Source organism: Bradyrhizobium sp. 6(2017), from assembly GCF_011058295.2.
In the GTDB taxonomy this organism is placed as follows: domain Bacteria; phylum Pseudomonadota; class Alphaproteobacteria; order Rhizobiales; family Xanthobacteraceae; genus Bradyrhizobium; species Bradyrhizobium septentrionale.
In genome coordinates this window covers 3,428,750-3,448,875 of sequence record NZ_CP049289.2, presented here as the reverse complement: position 1 = coordinate 3,448,875, position 20,126 = coordinate 3,428,750, and the positions used below count along the sequence as shown (strand labels likewise).

At 65.1% G+C, this 20,126-nt stretch carries 19 protein-coding genes; 7 read left to right on the top strand and 12 right to left on the bottom strand.

Annotated elements, in window-relative coordinates:
* Positions 1 to 112: 112 nt before the first annotated feature.
* From G6P99_RS16095 to G6P99_RS16060, 8 genes are all read right to left on the bottom strand, one after another.
* On the bottom strand, positions 113 to 616 hold the full coding sequence (locus tag G6P99_RS16095) for a GDSL-type esterase/lipase family protein (protein WP_245284728.1): 504 nt from the start codon (positions 614 to 616) through the stop codon (positions 113 to 115).
* Between the two features lie 13 nt (positions 617 to 629).
* Positions 630 to 2,153, bottom strand: coding sequence for a UxaA family hydrolase (locus tag G6P99_RS16090; RefSeq protein WP_029082153.1), 1,524 nt, complete (start codon positions 2,151 to 2,153; stop codon positions 630 to 632).
* Between the two features lie 170 nt (positions 2,154 to 2,323).
* Positions 2,324 to 3,100: an HpcH/HpaI aldolase family protein gene (locus G6P99_RS16085; RefSeq protein WP_029082154.1), complete on the bottom strand. Its 777-nt coding sequence runs from the start codon at positions 3,098 to 3,100 to the stop codon at positions 2,324 to 2,326.
* Between the two features lie 47 nt (positions 3,101 to 3,147).
* On the bottom strand, positions 3,148 to 4,233 hold the full coding sequence (locus tag G6P99_RS16080; RefSeq protein ID WP_165128719.1) for a malate/lactate/ureidoglycolate dehydrogenase: 1,086 nt from the start codon (positions 4,231 to 4,233) through the stop codon (positions 3,148 to 3,150).
* A gap of 19 nt (positions 4,234 to 4,252) precedes the next feature.
* Positions 4,253 to 4,981: an ABC transporter ATP-binding protein gene (locus G6P99_RS16075; protein WP_026192494.1), complete on the bottom strand. Its 729-nt coding sequence runs from the start codon at positions 4,979 to 4,981 to the stop codon at positions 4,253 to 4,255.
* Positions 4,981 to 6,753 carry an ABC transporter permease subunit gene (locus tag G6P99_RS16070; RefSeq protein WP_165128717.1) on the bottom strand — a complete coding sequence of 591 codons (1,773 nt, stop codon included), beginning with the start codon at positions 6,751 to 6,753 and terminating at the stop codon, positions 4,981 to 4,983. The genes G6P99_RS16075 and G6P99_RS16070 overlap by 1 nt, the downstream gene beginning before the upstream one ends.
* Positions 6,750 to 7,625: a branched-chain amino acid ABC transporter permease gene (locus G6P99_RS16065; RefSeq protein ID WP_029082157.1), complete on the bottom strand. Its 876-nt coding sequence runs from the start codon at positions 7,623 to 7,625 to the stop codon at positions 6,750 to 6,752. Before G6P99_RS16065 ends, G6P99_RS16070 begins: the two co-directional genes overlap by 4 nt.
* 72 nt (positions 7,626 to 7,697) lie before the next feature.
* Positions 7,698 to 8,843, bottom strand: a complete 1,146-nt coding sequence (locus G6P99_RS16060) for an ABC transporter substrate-binding protein (RefSeq protein ID WP_029082158.1) — start codon at positions 8,841 to 8,843, stop codon at positions 7,698 to 7,700.
* Between the two features lie 290 nt (positions 8,844 to 9,133).
* Between G6P99_RS16060 and G6P99_RS16055 the strand changes: the two genes are divergently transcribed.
* Complete coding sequence (locus G6P99_RS16055) at positions 9,134 to 10,129, top strand: GntR family transcriptional regulator (protein WP_029082159.1); 996 nt, start codon at positions 9,134 to 9,136, stop codon at positions 10,127 to 10,129.
* 35 nt (positions 10,130 to 10,164) lie between these two features.
* Here the strand turns inward: G6P99_RS16055 and hpaR are convergent, their stop codons facing one another.
* Positions 10,165 to 10,695 carry a homoprotocatechuate degradation operon regulator HpaR gene (gene hpaR / locus G6P99_RS16050; protein ID WP_029082160.1) on the bottom strand — a complete coding sequence of 177 codons (531 nt, stop codon included), beginning with the start codon at positions 10,693 to 10,695 and terminating at the stop codon, positions 10,165 to 10,167.
* 111 nt (positions 10,696 to 10,806) lie between these two features.
* On the opposite strand from hpaR, the gene hpaH reads away from it, so the two are divergent.
* The 6 genes from hpaH to G6P99_RS16020 all read left to right on the top strand — a co-directional run bounded on the left by hpaH (position 10,807) and on the right by G6P99_RS16020 (position 17,366).
* Positions 10,807 to 11,613 carry a 2-oxo-hept-4-ene-1,7-dioate hydratase gene (gene hpaH, locus G6P99_RS16045; RefSeq protein WP_029082161.1) on the top strand — a complete coding sequence of 269 codons (807 nt, stop codon included), beginning with the start codon at positions 10,807 to 10,809 and terminating at the stop codon, positions 11,611 to 11,613.
* Between the two features lie 22 nt (positions 11,614 to 11,635).
* Positions 11,636 to 12,034: a 5-carboxymethyl-2-hydroxymuconate Delta-isomerase gene (locus G6P99_RS16040; protein WP_029082162.1), complete on the top strand. Its 399-nt coding sequence runs from the start codon at positions 11,636 to 11,638 to the stop codon at positions 12,032 to 12,034.
* The gene (hpaE, locus tag G6P99_RS16035) at positions 12,027 to 13,571 is read left to right on the top strand and encodes a 5-carboxymethyl-2-hydroxymuconate semialdehyde dehydrogenase (protein ID WP_029082163.1); all 1,545 of its coding nucleotides are present in this window, start codon (positions 12,027 to 12,029) and stop codon (positions 13,569 to 13,571) included. Before G6P99_RS16040 ends, hpaE begins: the two co-directional genes overlap by 8 nt.
* Positions 13,572 to 13,694: 123 nt before the next feature.
* The gene (gene hpaD / locus G6P99_RS16030; protein ID WP_029082164.1) at positions 13,695 to 14,678 is read left to right on the top strand and encodes a 3,4-dihydroxyphenylacetate 2,3-dioxygenase; all 984 of its coding nucleotides are present in this window, start codon (positions 13,695 to 13,697) and stop codon (positions 14,676 to 14,678) included.
* A gap of 162 nt (positions 14,679 to 14,840) precedes the next feature.
* The gene (locus tag G6P99_RS16025) at positions 14,841 to 15,713 is read left to right on the top strand and encodes a fumarylacetoacetate hydrolase family protein (RefSeq protein WP_029082165.1); all 873 of its coding nucleotides are present in this window, start codon (positions 14,841 to 14,843) and stop codon (positions 15,711 to 15,713) included.
* 24 nt (positions 15,714 to 15,737) lie between these two features.
* On the top strand, positions 15,738 to 17,366 hold the full coding sequence (locus G6P99_RS16020) for a thiamine pyrophosphate-dependent enzyme (RefSeq protein ID WP_165128715.1): 1,629 nt from the start codon (positions 15,738 to 15,740) through the stop codon (positions 17,364 to 17,366).
* Here the strand turns inward: G6P99_RS16020 and G6P99_RS16015 are convergent.
* From G6P99_RS16015 to G6P99_RS16005, 3 genes are read right to left on the bottom strand one after another with little or no spacing between them, the layout of a single operon-like run.
* The gene (locus G6P99_RS16015; RefSeq protein ID WP_029083988.1) at positions 17,363 to 18,577 is read right to left on the bottom strand and encodes an MFS transporter; all 1,215 of its coding nucleotides are present in this window, start codon (positions 18,575 to 18,577) and stop codon (positions 17,363 to 17,365) included. The two genes, G6P99_RS16020 and G6P99_RS16015, sit on opposite strands and share 4 nt — an antisense overlap.
* A gap of 41 nt (positions 18,578 to 18,618) precedes the next feature.
* A complete protein-coding gene (alkB, locus tag G6P99_RS16010) occupies positions 18,619 to 19,272 on the bottom strand; it encodes a DNA oxidative demethylase AlkB (protein WP_165128713.1) in 654 nt (217 codons plus the stop codon).
* 12 nt (positions 19,273 to 19,284) lie between these two features.
* Positions 19,285 to 20,028: a 2OG-Fe(II) oxygenase gene (locus G6P99_RS16005; protein ID WP_165128711.1), complete on the bottom strand. Its 744-nt coding sequence runs from the start codon at positions 20,026 to 20,028 to the stop codon at positions 19,285 to 19,287.
* Between the last annotated feature and the right edge of the window lie 98 nt (positions 20,029 to 20,126).

Here is a 20,126-nt window from a genome sequence, read left to right as displayed (position 1 = left end):
GAACACTGGTTCCGGTCGACATCAAGCACTAACAACGGGCAGCGATTGCCCAGGAAATACCCGCGCGTTGTCCCGACGTCAGCAATTTGGCGCGGCTGCTGACCCTCAATGGCTAACGGCCGATCGCCCCAGACGCCTGCGAGGCGAGCGACTGGGCGAGCATATGATAGCCCTCGGGGGTCAAATGCTGGCCATCGGGCTGATGGGGGAGTCCGCTCAACATCCCGTTGGGGAGCATGATCACCGCGATGCCACGGGCGCTGAGGCGACTTTGAATATCGGCTGTCCGGTCAGGGCTGCCCTTGCGCCGATCATTGCCGCCCGGCTGCAAGATAACCGCACTGGTGCCGTTCGGCACAGCCCGGTCCAGGCGTTGCAGCATTCCTTCCGTGGTGTCGCCATTGATGCCGGCGTTCACGACACGGACGTTCAATCCCTTCGCCCGCAAGATCGCCTCGAGCTGCGCGGGATAGGCCAGGTTGCGCGCCACGCCCTTGCCGTAGGTATTGCTCGCGCCAAGCGCCACAATGTTTGCGGCGTCAGCCGAACCGACGCCAACACTCAAGGCCGCCAGAAATGCGAGGCATCCAATCGTTCCGAACCGACGCCCGCGCATGCTTGCTCCGCTCCTACATCGTCGCGCCGAGTACCCAGGGCGCGAACTCGGCGCCGCCGAAATCAAAACTCTCGCTCTTGGTCGGCTGGCCCGAGGCGGTCTTGAGGATCAAGTCGAAGATGCGCTGGCCGCATTCCTGCACGCTCTCCTCGCCGTCGAGGATGGTGCCGCAATTGACGTCCATGTCGTCTTCCATCCGCTTGTACATCGGCGTGTTGGTCGCAAGCTTGATCGACGGTGCCGGCTTGCAGCCGAACACGCTGCCGCGGCCGGTGGTGAAGCAGACGAGGTTGGCGCCGCCGGCGACCTGTCCGGTCGCGGCGACCGGGTCGTAACCGGGCGTGTCCATGAACACAAAGCCCTTCTTGGTAACGGGCTCGGCATAGTGCAGGACGTCGACGAGGTTGGTGCTGCCGGCCTTGGCCATCGCACCGAGCGACTTCTCCAGGATGGTGGTGAGGCCGCCGGCCTTGTTGCCTGGGCTCGGATTGGCGTTCATTTCGGCACCCTCGCGCTGGGTGTATTCCTCCCACCAGCGCATCAGGCCGACCAGCTTCTCGCCGACCTCGCGGCTGACGGCGCGGCGGGTCAACAGATGCTCGGCTCCATAGGTCTCGGGTGTCTCAGACAGGATCACCGTGCCGCCGTGACGGACCAGCAGGTCGCTCGCGGCGCCGAGCGCCGGATTGGCCGACACGCCGGAGTAACCATCCGAGCCGCCGCATTGCAGCGCCACGGTCAACTCGCTCGCCGGCACCGCCTCGCGCTTGACCTTGTTGGCATCGGTGAGCGCCTCCTTGACGAAGGCAACGCCGGCTTCCACCGTCTTGCGCGTACCGCCGACCTCCTGGATGTCCATCGCGCGCAGCCGGCCGGCGAGCTTCTGCTCCTGCATCAACCCGCCGATCTGGTTCACCTCGCAGCCGAGGCCGAGCACGATGACGTTGGAGAAGTTGACGTGCCGCGCATAGCCGCCGAGCGTGCGGCGGAGCAGCGCCAAGGGCTCGTCCTGCGTCATGCCGCAGCCGGTCTTGTGGGTCAGTGCGACGACGCCATCGACATTCGGGAACTCGGCGAGTGGGTTGTCGCCGGTGAACGGATTCTTCTTGAACATGTCGGCGACGATGCCGGCGACATGGGCGCTGCAGTTCACCGAGGTGAGGATGCCGATATAGTTGCGCGTGGCGACGCGGCCGTCAGCGCGGCGGATACCCTCGAAGGTCGCCGGCAGATCGAAATTCGGCACCGGCTTGACGTCGACGCCATAGGCATAGTCCTTGGCGAAATCGCCCATGCCGCAGTTCTGCGTATGCACGTGCTGGCCGGGCGCAATCGGTTGCGTCGCAAAGCCGATGATCTGGCCGTAGCGCCTGATCGGCTCGCCTGTCGCGATCGGCTTGATCGCGACCTTGTGGCCGGCCGGAATGCGGTCGACCGTGGTGACACCGTCGGCCACCTCGAGCCCCGGCGGCAGGCTCGCGCGTGCGATCAGGACGCTGTCGTCGGCGTGCAGGCGGATCACTTGTGCCGAGGCCATGGGAGTTCTCCTTCGGAGTTCTTCACCTCTCCCCGCCCTTTTGCGCGGAGAGGTCGGATCGCGTCAGCGATCCGGGTGAGGGGCAAGGCACAATGTCAATTCCAACCCGGATAGAAGCCCCTCACCCCAACCCTCTCCCCGTGAAGAACGGGGAGAGGGCGAGGATCGAGTTACGCCTTGCCGCCGGACTTCTCGCGGGTCGCGTTGACCTGCATCTTGGCGTAGGTCTGCATCAACCCGACTTCGTTCGACAGCGTCACGAGCTTGAAGCCCATGTTGATCGCGCGCACCGCGCCCTCGGCGCCGGAGCAATGGATGCCCGGGTTGAGGCCGCGCTTGCCGCATTCCTTGATGATCTTCTCGTAGATCTTGAGGATCTCGGGCTCGTCGCGATCGAGCTTCGGCACCAGACCATAGGAGAAGCCGAGATCGGACGGGCCGATATAGACGCCGTCGATGCCCTCGACATCGAGGATCGCCTCCATGTTCTCGACCGCGGTCTTGGTCTCCATCATGGGCAGCAGCACGATCTCGTCGTTGGCGGTCTGCTGATAGGTGCCGGCCGAGCCATACATGCCGGCGCGGATCGGGCCATTGGAGCGCACGCCCTTCGGCGGATACTTCGCATAGGAGACGAGGTTCTTGGCTTCCTGCGGCGTGTTGACCATCGGACAGATCACGCCATAAGCGCCGCCATCCAGCACCTTGCCGATGATGCCCGGCTCATTCCAGGGCACGCGGACCATCGGCGTCACCGGATGGGCATGCATCGACTGGAAGCACTGCACCATCGAGAGATAATCCTGCACGCCGTGCTGCATGTCGACGGTGACGCTGTCGAAGCCGCACTGCGCGATAACTTCGGCGGAAAACCCGGAGGGGATCGCGAGCCACGCGTTCACCACGGCCTTGCCCGATGCCCAGACCTGCTTGACCTTGTTTGCCATTGATCACGTTTCCTTTGTGTTTCTTCAGGTTTCTTGGAGGGCGGACCTCAGCTGGTCGCCCGCTGGATCGAGACTTCGCTGACGCCGACTTCGCGCGCGGTGTTCACTATCGCCGCCCAGGTGTCGTCAGGCAAGGGGATGCCGTTTTTGGTGCGGTCGGCGCGGGTTTTCCGCTCGGGATCGCCCGGAACCAGCACAGACTCTGTACCCGCGATCGGCTTGGTGGCGCGGATGAAATCGGTGTAGCGGGTGATCTCGCCATCAAAGAAGTTGCTGGTGTCAATCACCTTGGGATCGATGTAGAACGCCATCATGCCGTTGGCGAAGCGCCGGTCCGACGACGTCGCGCCGGTGCCGGTCAGCGCGCCGCCGAGCAGCTCGCAGATGAAGGCAAGGCCTGAGCCCTTGTGATCGCCGAAGGCGCGGATCGCACCGGTTCCCTTGGTGTGGTCGCGCGGTCCATCGGGCGTGAACGGACCATACAGCACGTGCGGGTCCTCGCTCAGCGTGCCGTCGGCATCGACCAGCGCGCCATACGGCAGCTTCTTGCCGCCGCGGCTCGCCACCAGCACCTTGCCTTCCGCGACAACGGAGGTGGCGAAATCGAGCACGATCGGATCCTGGCCCTGGCGCGGAATGCCGACGCAATATGGCGCGGTCGACAGCCGCTTCTCGACGCCACCGTAAGGCGCGACCAGCAGCGAGCCGGCCGCAGTCACGAAATGGATCGAGACGAGACCTTCGGCGGCGGCCATTTCGGCCCAGTCGCCGACGCGGCCGAGATGGCCGGAGTTGCGCAGCGCGACCGCGGCGAGGCCTGCCGTCTTGCATTTCTCGATGCCGAGCTTGACCGCGATCGGCGTGACGGTCTGGCCATAGCCGAACTTGCCGTCGACCACCGCAAGCGAGGCCGTGTCGACCACGACCTCGGGGGTCTGGTTCGGCACGATCGAGCCCATCTTCTTCCACCTGACATAGACCGGCACACGGATCACGCCATGGCTGTCGTGGCCGGTGAGGTTTGCCGTCGTCAGGTAAGTCGCGATGCGCTTCGCCTCGTCCGGAGCGGACTCCGAATGCGAAAACACCTCGGAGACGAAGTTGATGAGGTTATCGACCTTGATGGTGACCATGAAGGAATAGCTCGCTGGATTAGGCGTGGGTTTTGGCGTGGCCGCCGAGATAGGCCGCGGCGATGGCTTCGTTGCCCCACAATTCGTCGGGCTTGCCGCCCAGCACGATCCGCCCGGTCTCGAGGACAAAACCGTGATCGGCGACTGAAAGTCCCATGCGCGCATTTTGCTCGACGAGCAAGACCGTGGTGTCCTTCCTGATCTGCGAAATGATGCGGAACACCGCCTGCACGATGACAGGCGCCAGCCCGAGCGAGGGCTCGTCCAGTAGCAACAATCGCGGCTTGGCCATCAGGCCGCGCGCCACCGCGACCATCTGCAGCTGGCCGCCGGACAATGTCCAGCCGAGCGCGTTGGAAAAGGCGCGGATGTCCGGAAACAGGTCGAACATCGCGTCGGCCTCGCGCGAGATCTGCGACGCCGATACCTTCCGGTTCGACGCGCCGAGCATGATGTTCTCTTTCACGGTGAGGCCCGGGAATACGCGGCGGCCTTCCGGCACATGCGAGATGCCGAGCCGCACGATCGCTTCCGGCCCGAGGCCGGCGATCGAGTGACCGTCGAACATGATGTCGCCGGAGGCGGGCTTGGCGAGACCTGAGATCGCACGCAGCGTGGTCGACTTGCCGGCGCCGTTGGCGCCCAGCAGCGTGACCACCTGCCCCTGCTCCACGGCGATGGTGACGCCGCGCAGCGCCTCGATCTCGCCGTAGCGGACCACGAGATTGCGGATTTCGAGCAGCGGCATCATTCGCTCCCGAGATAGGCGGAGACGACGTCGGGATGGCGCAGCACCGCCATCGACTCGCCGTCCGCGATGCGGCGTCCGAAGTTCAGCACGGTGATGTGCTGGGCGGCTTCCGAGACCAGCGTCATGTCATGATCGATGATCAGGATGGTGAGGCCTTGCGCTGCGATGCGCTTCAGCAGCTCGTGCAGCTCGAGCTTCTCGGTCGAGTTGAGGCCAGCGGCCGGCTCGTCGAGCAGCAGCAGCGTCGGGTTCGACGCCAGCGCCCGCGCGATCTCGATCAGGCGCTGGTGGCCGTAGGAGAAGCTCGAGATCAGCTCGTTGGCGCGATTGCCGAGGCCGACGAAGGTCAATGCTTCCATCGCCCGCTCGGTCAGCGCGTCCTCGCCCTTCCCGATCATGGTGTTGCCGGGACGCTCGGCGCCGATCTCGACATTCTCCAGCGCCGTCATCGAGCGGAACAGGCGGATGTTCTGGAAGGTGCGTCCGAGCCCCGCCGCCGTGCGCTGATGCGGCGCCATATTGGTGATGTCGGTGCCGTCGAGCACGATCTTGCCCGCGGTCGCCTTGTAGAGGCCGGACAGCACGTTCAGCGTCGTGGTCTTGCCGGAGCCGTTGGGCCCGATCAGCGCATGCACGCCGCCGCGCTTCACCGCGATGTCGACGCCATCGACCGCCTTGAGGCCGCCGAAATGCTTCGAGAGCCCGGTCACCTCGAGCACGATGTCACCACCCGTGGTCGCGGGCCTCAGCTGCAAGGCAGCCGCAGCCGGCGGCGCCTTGGCGTGCGCCCGCAAGCGCGTGAAGGCATCGGACACAAAGCCCCAGATGCCGTCGGGCATGAAGCGGATGATCAGGATCACCGACAGGCCGTAGATCGCCAGATAAAGTCCGGGCACGCTCTTCAGAAAGCGCAGCCATTCCGGGATCAGGATCAACAGCCCGGTGCCGATCACCGAGCCGATCGGCGAGGCCACGCCGCCGAGCAGCGACATGGTCAGGAACACGATCGATTCCGCGAACGAGAACTGGTCCGGGCTGACATAGGCGAAGCCGCCGGCGAACAGGCCGCCGGCCAGGCCGCCGAGCAGCGCGCAGAGACCGAAGGCGTAGATCTTGGTGCGGAACACGTCGATGCCGTTGACGCCGGCCGCGAGCTCATTGTCGCGCACCGCGCGCATGGCGCGGCCGAGCTTGGTGTCAGGCAGATGCCAGACCAGATAGCCGACGATCGCGAGCATCGCGACGCAGAAGGCGAGATAGCTCTGCGACGACTGGAACAACTCGGGCCGGCGAATATTGGCGACGCCGTCCGGCCCGTGGGTCAGGCCGATGGCATTGATCATCACCAGCGTGACGATCTGCTGGAACGAGATCGTCACCATGGCAAGGTAGTGCCCGCCCAGCCTCAGCGTCGACATGCCGAGGAACGCGCCGGCGACCGGCGTGATGATGCAGGCCGCAACCAGGCAGAGCCAGAAGTTCAGGTGCAGGTCGGCGGTCCCGAGACCGACCGCATAAGCGCCGAAGCCGAAGAATGCGGCCTGCGCCAGGTTGATCTGGCCGCACAGGCCGAGCACGACCGAAAGCCCGAACACCGCGATCGAGAAGGTCGTGGCCTGCAGCAGGATGTTGAGGATGTAACCGTCGAACCGCATGCTGGCCGCGAGCGCCACCAGCACGGCGGCGCCGATGAAATACGGCAGATGACGGACGATCAGTGGCTTCGAGCGCACGGCCGGCGCCGGGATCATGTTGTCGCTGGCGCTCATGCTTTCTCCGCGACACGTTCGCCGAAGATGCCCTGCGGCCGGAACACCAGGAAGGCGATCAGCACCAGGAAGGCAAAGCCGTCCTTGTACGGCACCGAGATGTAGGCGGCGCCGAACGTCTCGATCACGCCGAGCGCCAGCCCACCGACGATGGCGCCGGCGACATCGCCGAAGCCGCCGATGATGGTCGCGGCAAACGCCTTCAGCGCAATCGTCGAACCCATCTGGATCGAGACGAACAGCACCGGCGCCACCAGGATGCCGGCGAGACCGCCGAGCACGGCCGAATAGATGAAGGTAATCATGATCATGGTGGAGACGGAAATGCCGAGCAGCGAGGCCATCTCCTTGTCCTGCGAGGTCGCCTGCAGCTTCTTGCCGAGCAGCGTCTTCTCGAAGAACCAGAAATTGAACAGCACCAGCAGGATCGTGACGCCGATAATCAACAGGTACTGGCTGTCGAGATAGACCGGGCCGAGCTGGATGCCGGGCGTATCGAACCAGCCCTGCAGCACCTGCGGCTGCGGGCCGTAGATCGCGAGCACCGAGTTCGAAAGCAGGATCGAGGCGCCGATGGTGGCGATGATGACAGGCAGATAGGTGCGGTGGCGCAGCGGATAATAGACGCCGAGGTTGAAGATCACGCCGAACAGCGCCATGCCGGCGAGCGCGATCAGGAACGACAACCAGTAAGGCCAGCCGAGATCGACCGAGAACACCACCATCAGATAGGCGGCGACCATCGAAAATTCGCCTTGCGCGAAGTTCACCACATTGGTGGCGCGGAAGATCAGCACGAAGCCGAGCGCAACCAGCGCGTAGACCGCGCCGATGCCGATGCCCGTGAACAGAAGTTGTAGGACCAGATCCATGACAGCGCCCGATCAGAACAGAGTGCGCGGGAGAACGGCCTCGCCGGGTTCACCGGAGAGGCCGATCCGCAATCAATCGTTGAAGTCGATGTGCTTGTCGTAGACGATCGCGCCCTTCTCGTTCTTCACGACGTTGTAGCCGTGCAGACCGTCGCCGTTCTTGTCGAAATTATATTCGCCTTCGGCACCGGCGAATTTCTGCGTCGCCAGGATGGCATCGCGGACCTTGTTCGGATCGGTCGAGCCGGCCTTGTTGATCGCGGCCGACAGGATGGTGATCGCGTCGTAAGGCCAGGCGCTCTGGTTGTCGGGCGCGGTCTTGTAGGCATCGCGATAGGCCTTGCCGAACGTCTTTGCGGCGTCGCTTGAGTCTTCGGCGAAGTCGGCGACCCCGAAGGTACCGAACAGCGCGGGGCCGGCGAGCTTGGTCGAGGAGACCGCCACCACCGAGGGCGAGCCGACCCAGGGGATATTGACGCCGAGCTGGCGCAGCTGCCGGGCAAAGATGCCGAGGTCGTTCTCGAAGGTGAAGTAGGTGCCGAGCACATCGGCGCCGGACTGCTTCACCGCCAGCACCACAGGGGTGAAGTCCTGGCTCTGGTTGGCATAGCCCTGGTCGAGCACCGGCGGCGAGCCGAGCTTGCTCAGCGCTTCTGACAGCGCCTTGCCGCCCGCAGTACCGAAGGCATCGGTGGAATGGACGATCGCCCATTTCTTCTTGCCCAGCGTGTTGACGCCGAAATCGGCGATCACGCGGCCGGAATAATTGTCGTTCGGACGGAAGCGGAACAGCCACGGATTGCCGGAATGGGTGAGGTCGGGATTGGTGCCCCCGATCATCACCGGCTTGCCGACCTTGATCACGTCGGGCGCCATCGCCTGCACCTGGGTCGAGCGGATCGAGCCGAGGAAGGCGACGATGTCGGATTGCGCGGCAAGCTTGGAGAAGGCCAGCACAATGCCCGGATTGGTGGTCTGATCATCCTCGATGACGAGTTCGACCTGCTTGCCGAGCACGCCGCCGGCCTTGTTGACCGCGGCCAGCGCCAGCTTGGCGCCGTTCTGCGCCCACAGCCCCTGCTCCGCGGCCGGTCCGGTCACCGGCACGCACATGCCGATCTTGATGGTCGCGCCCTGCGCCCAAGCGCTCCGCATCAGCGCGGGAGCAGCGAGACCTGCCGCCAAACCGGCGGAAAACTCACGCCTCGTCAGTTTCATTCAATCCTCCCTGTATTGCGCCGAACTTTAATGTCGGCTGCGTTGAGACGAGCTGGACGCGTAGACTCGTTGCCCTGTCCACAGCACTCGCAGCGTGACGAACAAACATCAGCGCCGCTGCAGCGCACTCGACGTGCAACGGCGATCATCAAATCCAAGCGTATGGGCCAGCTAACCATGATTGTACATTGCACGCAATGGTCAAAAGTTCGGCACAGGCGGTGCGTAAATGCCTGTTGCGAGCGACCGCGACGCGATCACGTGTTAGTGTGGCGGCCGAGCACCCATCCATGTCGATGCCAAGAGCGAAATCGCAGACCAGACGGAAACAGCCGGCCTATGCGCTGATCAAGGCCGCATTGGCCAAGCGCATCCGGACCGGTGACGTTCCACCCGGCACCGTCATGTCCGAATCGGCGATCGCTACCTTGTTCGGCTCCAGCCGCTCCCCGGTGCGGCAGGCCTTCGAGCAGCTCGAGCTGATCGGCCTGGTGCGCCGGTTCGACGGCCGCGGCGTCATCGCCGGCAAGCGCCAGGTCGAACCACGGCGCGTCCCGATCACGCCGGAGATGCTGGGGCTGACCGACGGGCCGGTCGAGGCGGTGCGCAGCGACGCCTGGGACGCACTCTATTACAAGCTCGAACGCGAGATCATCTACCGCTCGCTGTTCGGACGCTTCCGCGTCAGCGAGCTCGCACTGGCGCGGCATTTCCGGGTCGGGCGCACCGTTGCGCGCAATTTGCTGCTGCGAGCGCAGGCGATCGGAATCCTGGAGAAAGGCGCCAAGGCCCACTGGTACGTGGTGCCGTTGGATGAGGATCGCGTCCGCGACATCTTCGAGATGCGCGCGACGCTGGAGCCGCTGCTGCTGAAATCCGCTGCTGCGAAGATACCGGCGGCGCTGCTCGACCGCATGGCCGAGCGGCTGCGCGAGGGGATCCAATACCGCGACCGCGTCGGTGTCGGCGAGCTCGACGAGATCGAGGGTGATCTCCATATCCAGTGCCTGGGTTACGGCGTCAATCGCGAGATGCTCGAAGCCCTCAAGCGCACCCACTGCGCTTTCGTGATCGGCAAGCACATTCAGGTCGCCCTGACCGCGCCGCAGATCGATTCCTTCATGGACGAGCATCTGGTGATCATTGAAGCCTTGCGCGCGCGCGACGGCGACACGGCGGCCGCGACCTTGCGCCGGCATATCGAGTGGTCCCACTCGAAGGTTGCGGGCTGGATCGCCGAATTCCGCGCCATCAACGTGATTTCGCGCGTTCCCTACATGGCCTGACCGGCACTGCCGCACGCCATCGCGCAAATTGCCGGCTACTCGTCAGCCTCGGCCTCGACGTCATCCGTGGAGCTCATTCCGGCAAGGCTTGCCTCCAGCGCGCCCAGCATCTCCTGCAATTCCGCAAGCTTGCGCGCGCCATAGCGCCTGGTGATGGCGGCGTATATCACCTCCGAGGTCGGCGCCACCGCCTCGATCAGCTTCAACCCCTTGGCGGAGATCGAGACGACCGCGCGCCTTGCGTCGGTCTCCGCCGCCTTGCGCTCGATCAACTGGCGGGCCTCGAGATCGCGCAGGATGCGCGACAGGCTCGGGCCGAGCAGAAACGCCATGCGGGCGAGCTCGGTGACCTCGATCTCGTCGACCGCGGTGAGCGCCCGCAGGATCCGCCACTGCTGCTCGGTCAGCCCGTGATTGCGCAGCGACGGACGGAATTGCCGCATCACCGCTTCGCGGGCGCGGAGCAGCGACATCGGCAGCGAGCGCGAGAACTCGCGCATCGGCGTGCGGCGCGGCGATCCTTCGTCACCCTGCCCTGACCGCGTGTCGTTATTTTTTCGCGCCATCGCTCAATCCACCACAACGATCTTTTGCGTTGCAGCATGCCCCGATTCAGTTTGCGGGAATTCATTTAACATGTTAATCATCTCCCCAACACCCACTTTTGTGTATCACGCATGGCCCTCTCCAAGGACGATATCCGCGCTGCCGCCGAACGGCTCGACACTGCGGAAAAGACCCGCAAGCAAATCCGCCAGCTGTCGCTGGAATACCCCCGTATCACCCTCGAAGACGCCTACGCGATTCAGAAGGCCTGGGTCGAGATGAAGGTGGCGCAGGACCGCGTCGTCAAGGGCCACAAGATCGGCCTGACCTCGAAGGCGATGCAAAGCGCGCTCAATATCGACGAGCCCGATTCCGGCATCCTGCTCGACGACATGTTCTTTGCCGATGGCGGCCTGGTGCCGACCGACCGCTTCATCGCAACCCGCGTCGAGGCCGAGCTCGCCTTCGTGATGAAGCATCGTCTGGCTGGACCGGACTGCACGCTGTTCGACGTGCTCAACGCCACCGACTTCGTGGTGCCGGCACTGGAAATCCTGGATACCCGGGTCGAGCGCGTCGACCCCGAGACCAAGGCAACGCGAAAAATCTTCGACACCATCGCCGACAATGCCGCCAATGCCGGCATCGTGCTCGGCGGCCGGCCGATCCGTCCGCTCGATGCCGATCTGCGCTGGATCGGCGCGCTGTGCTTCCGCAACGGCCGGCTCGAGGAAACTGGACTCGCCGCCGGCGTGTTGAATCATCCGGCGACCGCGGTGGCGTGGCTCGCCAACAAGATCGCCCCGAACGGGCTGGCGCTGGAGGCCGGACAGGTCGTGCTGGCAGGCTCCTTCATCCGTCCGATCGAGACCCGCAAGGGCGACACCATTCAGGCCGATTACGGACCGTACGGTTCCGTGAGCTGCTACTTCGCCTGACCGCACTCAGCAGGAGCGCTGCATGCCGCATTTCACGCTTGAATATTCCGCCAATCTCGACGGCCTCGTCGACATCGGCGCAACCGTCGAACTGGTACGCAAGGCCGCAGTCGAGACCGGGATCTTCCCGCTCGGCGGCATCCGCGTCCGCGCCATCAGATGCGAGCATTACGCGATCGCCGACGGTCGCGCGAATTACGGCTTCCTCGACACGGTGCTGCGGCTTGGCGAGGGCCGCGATCTCGCCACCCGCAAGAAAGCCGGCGAGCACATCTTCAAGGCGCTGTCGGCGCATCTTGATCCGGTATTTGCAAAGAGCAAATTCGCCTTGTCGTTCGACATGCAGATCAACGACAAGGAAACCAGCTGGAAGCGCAACAACATCCACGACGCACTGAAGGTGGAGACGGTCAATGGATAAAGCCACTCCGAAATCATCGGCCGACGTGTTCCAGGCCAATCGCGATCGCGCCGGCCCCCTGCTCGCCAAGTTGAAGGCAGACGGCATTGGCAATTTGATCGACGGCAAGGTCGTCCCGGCGGCCTCCGGCCAGACCTTCGAGACAAAATCGCCGATCGACGGCACCGTGCTGGCAACCGTCGCGCGTGGCAATGCCGAGGATATCGACCGCGCGGCAACCGCCGCTTCCAAGGCCTTCAAGGCCTGGCGCGACATGCCGGCGACGCAGCGCCGCAAGCTCTTGCATCGTGTCGCCAACGCAATCGAGGAGCGCGCCGACGACATCGCCGTGCTCGAATGCATCGACACCGGCCAGGCACACCGCTTCATGGCCAAGGCCGCGATCCGCGCGGCGGAGAATTTCCGCTTCTTCGCCGACAAATGCACTGAGGCGCGCGACGGCCTCAACACGCCCTCGGATGAGCACTGGAACATCTCGACCCGCGTGCCGATCGGCCCGGTCGGCGTGATCACGCCGTGGAACACGCCGTTCATGCTCTCGACCTGGAAGATCGCACCGGCCCTCGCCGCCGGCTGCACCGTGGTGCACAAGCCGGCCGAATGGTCGCCGGTCACCGCCGATCTCCTGGTCAAGCTCGCAAAGCAGGCCGGCCTGCCCGATGGCGTGCTCAACACCGTGCACGGTTTCGGCGAAGAGGCCGGCAAGGCGCTGACCGAACATCCCGCCATCAAGGCGATCGGCTTCGTCGGCGAGAGCACGACGGGCTCGGCGATCATGGCGCAGGGCGCGCCGACCCTGAAGCGGGTGCATTTTGAGCTCGGCGGCAAGAATCCGGTGATCGTGTTCGACGATGCCGATCTCGATCGCGCGCTCGATGCCGTCGTGTTCATGATCTACTCGCTCAATGGCGAGCGCTGCACCTCGTCGAGCCGGCTCCTCGTGCAGCAGAGCATCGCCGACAAGTTCATCGAGAAGCTGACCGCGCGCGTGAAGGCGCTCAGGGTCGGCCATCCCCTCGATCCCGCCACCGAGATCGGGCCGCTGATCCATGAGCGGCATCTGGCCAAGGTCTGCAGCTATTTCGACGTCGCAAAGAAGGACGGCGCCACGATCGCGGTCGGCGGCAAGCCGCATGACGGCCCCGGCGGCGGACACTATGTGCAGCCGACGCTGGTCACGGGCGCGAACTCTAAGATGCGCGTCGCGCAGGAAGAAGTGTTCGGCCCGTTCCTGACCGTGATCCCGTTCAAGGACGAGGCTGACGCCATCGAAATCGCCAACGGCGTCCAATACGGCCTCACCGGCTATGTCTGGACCGGCGACATGGGCCGCGGGTTGCGCGTGGCGGATGCGCTGGAAGCCGGCATGATCTGGCTCAACTCGGAAAACGTCCGCCATCTGCCGACCCCGTTCGGCGGCATGAAATCATCGGGCATCGGCCGCGACGGCGGCGACTACTCGTTCGATTTCTACATGGAAACCAAGCACGTCTCGCTCGCGCGCGGGACGCACAAGATTCAGAAACTGGGAATTTAACCAGCCGTCGTTCCGGGGCGATGCGCAGCATCGAACCACAGATGCCTTGCGCACCAGGGAATCTCGAGATTCAGGGTTCACGCTTCGCGAGCCCGGAATGACGAACAAAATTGAGGAAACACCATGCCCGTTCCGACACACGTCTTCGATCCGCCCTTCAACATCATCCGCTGCAGCCATGCCGTGCTCGACGTCACGGACCTGGAGAAGAGCGCCGCGTTCTACGAAAAGACAGTCGGCCTCCACATCGAGGATCGCGACGACAAGGCGGTCTATCTGCGCGCCAGCGAAGAGCACCAGCATCACTCGGTGGTGCTGCGCAAGGCGCCGAAGGCCGCCTGCAACCGGCTCGGCTTCAAGGTCGGCAATGACGGCGACCTCGACAAGGCGGCCGCCTTCTTTTCGGAGAACGGCGTTGCCTACGCCTTCGTCGATCAGCCGTTCCAGGGCCGCACGCTGCAATTCACCGATCCGTTCGGCTTCCAGATCGAGCTCTACGCCACGATGGAGAAGCGTCCGCATCTGCTGCGGCGCTACGACCTCTACAAGGGCTGCCATCCGCAGCGGCTCGACCATTTCAACGTGTTCGCCGCCGAAGTGCAGGACACCGTCGATTTCTACGCGCGGCTCGGCTTCCGCCTCACCGAATATGCCGAGGAGGACGGCGACAACGGCCGCATCGCCGCGGCCTGGATGCACCGCAAGGGCAACGTCCACGACTTCGCCATCACCAACGGCAAGGGGCCGCGCCTGCACCACATCGCCTACTGGGTACCGACCGCGATGAATATCGTGCATCTCTGCGACGTGATGGCTTCCTCCGGCTTCCTCAAGAACATCGAGCGCGGCCCCGGCCGGCACGGCATCTCCAACGCCTTCTTCCTCTACATCCGCGATCCCGACGGCCACCGCATCGAGCTCTACACCAGCGATTATTTCACCGGCGATCACGACCATGAGCCGCTGCGCTGGTCGCTCCGCGATCCGCGCCGCCAGACGCTGTGGGGCGCGCCGGCGCCGCGCTCCTGGTTCGAGGAGGGCTCGACCTTCGCAGGGCAAACGGTGCGCGAGCCGCGCTTCGTCGCCGACGTGCTGGTTGCGGATTAAAGAAGAATGCAACGAACACCATCCACGTCGTCCCGGCGAAGGCCGGGGCCCATAATCACCGAATAGGGTTGCCGAAAGAACGTCTAGCCGCGTACCCATTCCGATGGCCGCGGCGTATGGGTCCCGGCCTTCGCCGGGACGACACCAATGAATGGATTGCCGATGCCCGCCCCTCGCCTCGCCACCTACTCCATCAACGGCGCCACGAAATATGGCGCCGTCACCGACACCGGCATCGTCGACCTCTCGTCGCGCTTCGCCAAAGAGTATCCAACGCTGCGTGAGGCGATCGCCGCCGGCGCGCTGACGAGGCTCGTGGAGGATGCCGCCAAGCGCACGCCCGACCACGCGCTGGACGCGGTCGCCTGGCAGCCGCCGATCCCGGCGCCGGAAAAGATCATCTGCATCGGCGTCAACTATCCGGACCGCAATGCCGAGTACAAGGACGGCTCGGACGCGCCGAAATATCCCAGCATGTTCCTGCGGGTGCCGCGCTCCTTCGTCGGCCACAACATGCCGGTGGTGCGCCCCCGCATCTCGCCACAGCTCGACTATGAAGGCGAGCTGGTGCTGGTGATCGGCAAGGCCGGCCGGCACATTCCGGAAAGCGCCGCGCTCGATCACATCGCCGCGATCACGCTGTGCAATGAAGGCACCATCCGCGACTGGGTGCGCCACGCCAAGTTCAACGTCACCCAGGGCAAGAACTTCGATTCCACCGGCAGCCTCGGCCCATGGATCGTGCCCTACACCAGCGAAGCCCAGATCGCCGATATCCGCTTGACCACGCGGGTCAACGGCGAAGTCAGGCAGGACGACCGCACCTCGCGCGTGATCTTCGGCTTCCGCTACCTCATCAGCTACATCTCGACCTTCACGACGCTGGTTCCCGGCGACATCATCGTCACGGGGACGCCAACCGGCGCAGGTGCGCGGTTCGATCCGCCGCGCTATCTGAAGCCCGGCGACGTCGTCGAGGTCGAGGCCGAAGGCGTCGGCATTTTGCGCAACGGCGTTGTCGACGAAGCGATCTAACCCGAGAAGCAAGTGGACGGCACCATGACCTCAACATCCGGCGGCGAAGCGATCGTCAACGGCCTCGTCGCCCACGGCGTCGACACCGTGTTCGGCCTCCCCGGCGCGCAGATCTATGGTCTGTTCGATGCGTTCCACCAGGCGCAGCTCAAGGTGATCGGCGCTCGCCACGAGCAGGCCTGCGGCTACATGGCGTTCGGCTACGCCCGCTCCTCTGGCAAAACAGGCGTGTTCAGCGTGGTCCCCGGCCCCGGCGTGCTCAACGCCTCGGCGGCGCTGCTCACCGCCTTCGGCTGCAACGAACCGGTGCTGTGCCTGACCGGTCAGGTGCCGACGCAGTTTCTCGGCAAAGGCCGCGGCCATCTGCACGAGATGCCGGACCAGCTCGCGACGCTGCGCAGCTTCGTGAAATGGGCCGACCGCATCGAATACCCCGATAATGCACCCGCGATGGTGTCGCGCGCGTTCCAGGAGATGCTGTCGGGCCGGCGCGGCCCGGCTTCGCTGGAGATGCCGTGGGACGTGTTCACCCAGCGCACGCAGGTCGCGGCCGTCAAGCCGTTCGACCGGCTGCCGGCGCCGCAGCCCGATCCGGACCGCATCAAGGCGGCTGCCGATCTGATCGCCGGGAGCAAGACGCCGATGATCTTCGTCGGCAGCGGCGCCATCGAGGCGCGCGAGGAAATCCTCGAGCTGGCCGAGATGATCGACGCGCCTGTCGTGGCATTCCGCAGCGGCCGCGGCATCGTCTCCAACGCGCATGAGCTCGGGCTCACGATGGCTTCGGCCTACAGACTGTGGCCGAAGACCGACCTGATGATCGGCATCGGCACCCGCCTGGAGCTACCGACGATGTCGCGCTGGCCCTATCAGCCGGCCGGCCTGAAATGCGTGCGCATCGATATCGATCCGGTCGAGTTGCGCCGCTGGCCCGCTGACGCCGGCGTGATCGCGGACGCCAGGGCCGGCACCGCCGATCTCGTCGCCGCCGTCCGCAAGGCCGGCTACAGCAAGACCTCAGGCCGCCGCACGGCGATCCGCGAGGCCACCGCTGCGACCGAGCATGAGATCCAGCGTATCCAGCCGCAGATGGCCTATCTGAAGATCCTGCGCGAGGTGCTGCCGGCGAACGCCATCGTCACCGACGAGCTGTCGCAGGTCGGCTTCGCCTCCTGGTACGGCTTTCCGATCTACGAGCCGCGCACTTTCGTCACCTCGGGCTATCAGGGCACGCTCGGCTCGGGCTTCCCGACCGCGCTCGGCGCCAAGGTCGCCAACCCGAACAAGCCGGTGGTCGCGATCACCGGCGACGGCGGCTTCATGTTCGGCGTGCAGGAGCTCGCCACCGCCGTCCAGTTCAGGATCGGCGTGGTGACGCTGGTCTTCAACAACAACGCCTATGGCAATGTCCGCCGCGACCAGCGCGAGCGCTTCGACGGCCGCGTCGTCGCCTCCGATCTGGTCAATCCTGATTTCGTCAAGCTCGCGGAGTCATTCGGCGTCGGCGCCGCGCGCGTCACCTCGCCCGATCACTTCCGCCCGGTGCTGGAGACGGCGCTCGCCGACGGCGGGCCTTACGTGATCTCGGTGGAGGTGCCGACGGATTCGGAAGTCAGCCCCTGGGCGTTTATCCACCCAGCGAGAAATAACTAGGCGCTCTTCACACCCCGTTGCAGCCGCGACGCGGCGATCACGAGCAGGCCGGCGCCGGCGACCGACCAGCAGGCGACCGGCGCCCAGTGCACCAGCGGCGCATAGTCCGGTATCTTCTGCAGGCCGCCGGCGACTGCCGCCATCCGCGCAAAGGTCGCAAGCGCCAGCGCCGAGAACACGAGGCCGGTGACCTTGCCTTCCGCGCCGGTCTCCCCGATCGCAAGGGCTGCGGACACCGCGCTCATCAGCATGCAGCCCCAGGCAGCCCCCGCCAGGAACTGCGCCACGATCAGGGCGTTTAGGCTTCCGGCAATCTCCGCGGCAATGATGGCGAATGCGCCGAGCAGCCCCGCCGCGCCCATCACGATCAGGCCGCCGCGATGCCTGACGACGATGCTCGCCGGAAACATCGCGATGTTGAAGCCGATCCAGAACACCGGCATCAGCCATTGCAGATTATCCGCCGTGGCGAAGCGCAGATAGAACGGGGCGCTGTTGATATTGAAGTGCAGCTGATAGCCGAGCGAAAGCAGCACCATCGACGCGATCAGGAACATCGGCACCGCCCCGAGCCGCTTGGCCGGTGGCGCCAGCCGCGCCGGCTGCGCCTCCTCGGCGATGCGGCGCTCGATCCCTGAAAACGCGAGCGCGGTCAGCAGCAGCACCGCGCCGGACAGCACGAACGGCAGCCGCGCATCCTGGTTGCGCAGCACAACGGCGAGATAGGGCGAGAGCGCACCGGCGATGCCGTAGCCCAGCATCGCCAGCGCGGCGAGGAACGGCACCGACGGCTCGGCCCGATACTTGCCGAGCAGCGTCAGCGGCGGGGCGCGCAACGCCGATGACGTCACCGCCCAGATCACGATCAGCGCGATCAGCCAGATCTTGGCGCCCGGCCCGGTGCCCGCCAGGTAAGGCAGCGCGATGAAGGCGGCGCAGGAGATCGCGGCGAGGATGCCGACGAACACGCCGAGGCGGCCGACCAGCCTGGAAATCCTGTCGGCAGCCATGCCCATCGCCGTGTCGGTGATGGTGAAGATGCCCTGGTCCATCATCAGGATCAGGATGACGGTCGAAGGCGCGATGCCGACTTCGGCGCACAGCTTTGGCAGATAGATCAGGTATGTGGTCCAGCCCAGCGTGAAGACGAGCTGCAACACGGCGAGATAGACGCCGGTGCGGTTGACGGCGCGGTCGGCCTTGGTGGTCATGCGCCAAGTTTAGACCACCTCCGCGTTCTGCGGGAGGGGCGTCAGCGCACCTTGCGGAAGGTCAAATTGATGCGCTGGCGGCCGAGCAAACCGTGCTCGCCATCGGCGAGCGCCGCGACGCCGTGATAAAATAACCGTGACGGCCCGCCCCACACCGCAACATCGCCGTGCTCGAGCCGGTAGCGGCGCGGCGTGTCATTGCGCTTCAGGCCGGCGAACAGGAAGATCGCCGGCAGCCCGAGCGAGATCGAGACGATCGGTGCCGCGTAGTCGAGCTCGTCCTTGTCCTGGTGCAGCGACAGCTTTGCGCCGGGGACGTAGCGATTGATCAGACATGCCTCCGGCGCAAAGCCGGTGAAGCCGGCCTCATCAGCAGCGTCGGCAGCGAGCTTGCGCAACACCTCCGGCATCGCCGGCCACGGCTGCCCCGTATTGGGATCGATCGGATCATAGCGATAGCCGCTCGGATCGGAGACCCAGCCGAGGTTGCCGCAATTGGTCATCGCGACCGACATCCGGTGGCCGCCCGGCGTGATCAGATGGCGGAACGGCGCCTGCTTCACGATCACGCGCAATGCCGGGATCAGTTCGGCCTCGAACGGCTTGGCAAAACCGCGCAACAGCACCGCGCCGTCCGCGATCGCCTCGCGCGGCGGTCGTGCATCACCAGTGGTCTCGAACAGATCAGCAGCCAAGCTTCTGCGCACTCACTTTGCGTCGTGGAAGATCACGCCAACGGTATGGCGATGGCCGGACCTGATACGGCTGACGCCATGGCGCAGATTGACACGATACGGCCCCCGCGTCCCCTGCACCGGACGATGATGCACGGCAAACGCCACCGCATCGCCCTTGGTCAGCGGCACCACCTCGGGCCGCGACTGCATCCGCGGCCGCTGCTCGGTCAGCACGAATTCGCCGCCGGTGAAATCGCGCCCCGGCTCGGACAGCAGGATCGCGACCTGGATCGGGAACACGTGCTCGCCATAGAGATCCTGGTGCAGGCAATTGTAGTCGCCCTCGCCATATTGCAGCAGCAGCGGCGTCGGCCGGGTCTGCCCGGCATCGTGGCAGCGCTTCAGGAACGCCGCGTGCGATGGGGGATAGCTGATGTCGATCCCCATTGTCTCGTTCCAGCGGTTGGCCGTGGCGGTCAGCCGCGCATACAGCGCCGGCCGCAGCTCCGCGATCAGGTCCGGCAGCGGATAGGAAAAGTATTTGTATTCGCCGCGGCCAAAGCCGTGGCGGCCCATCACGACCCGGCTGCGGAACCGGCCGTCGTCGGGATAGAGCGCGGCGATGGCATCGCATTCCCGAGGCGTCAGCAGGCCGTTGAGGACGGCGCATCCCTGCCCGTCGAGATCGGCCGTGATCCAGTTCCAGTCGAGTGCGTCGATGCGGGCGGGAATGTCCGTGGCTGGGCGGGTGATGGCTTTGGCTGTCGCTGTCATGCGGCGGAATCTGGCTCATAAGCGCGGCCGGCGCCACCCGATTTCCGATCGAAATGTGCCGCAGGACGCCACCCATTCTCGGTGTCGTCCCGGCGAAA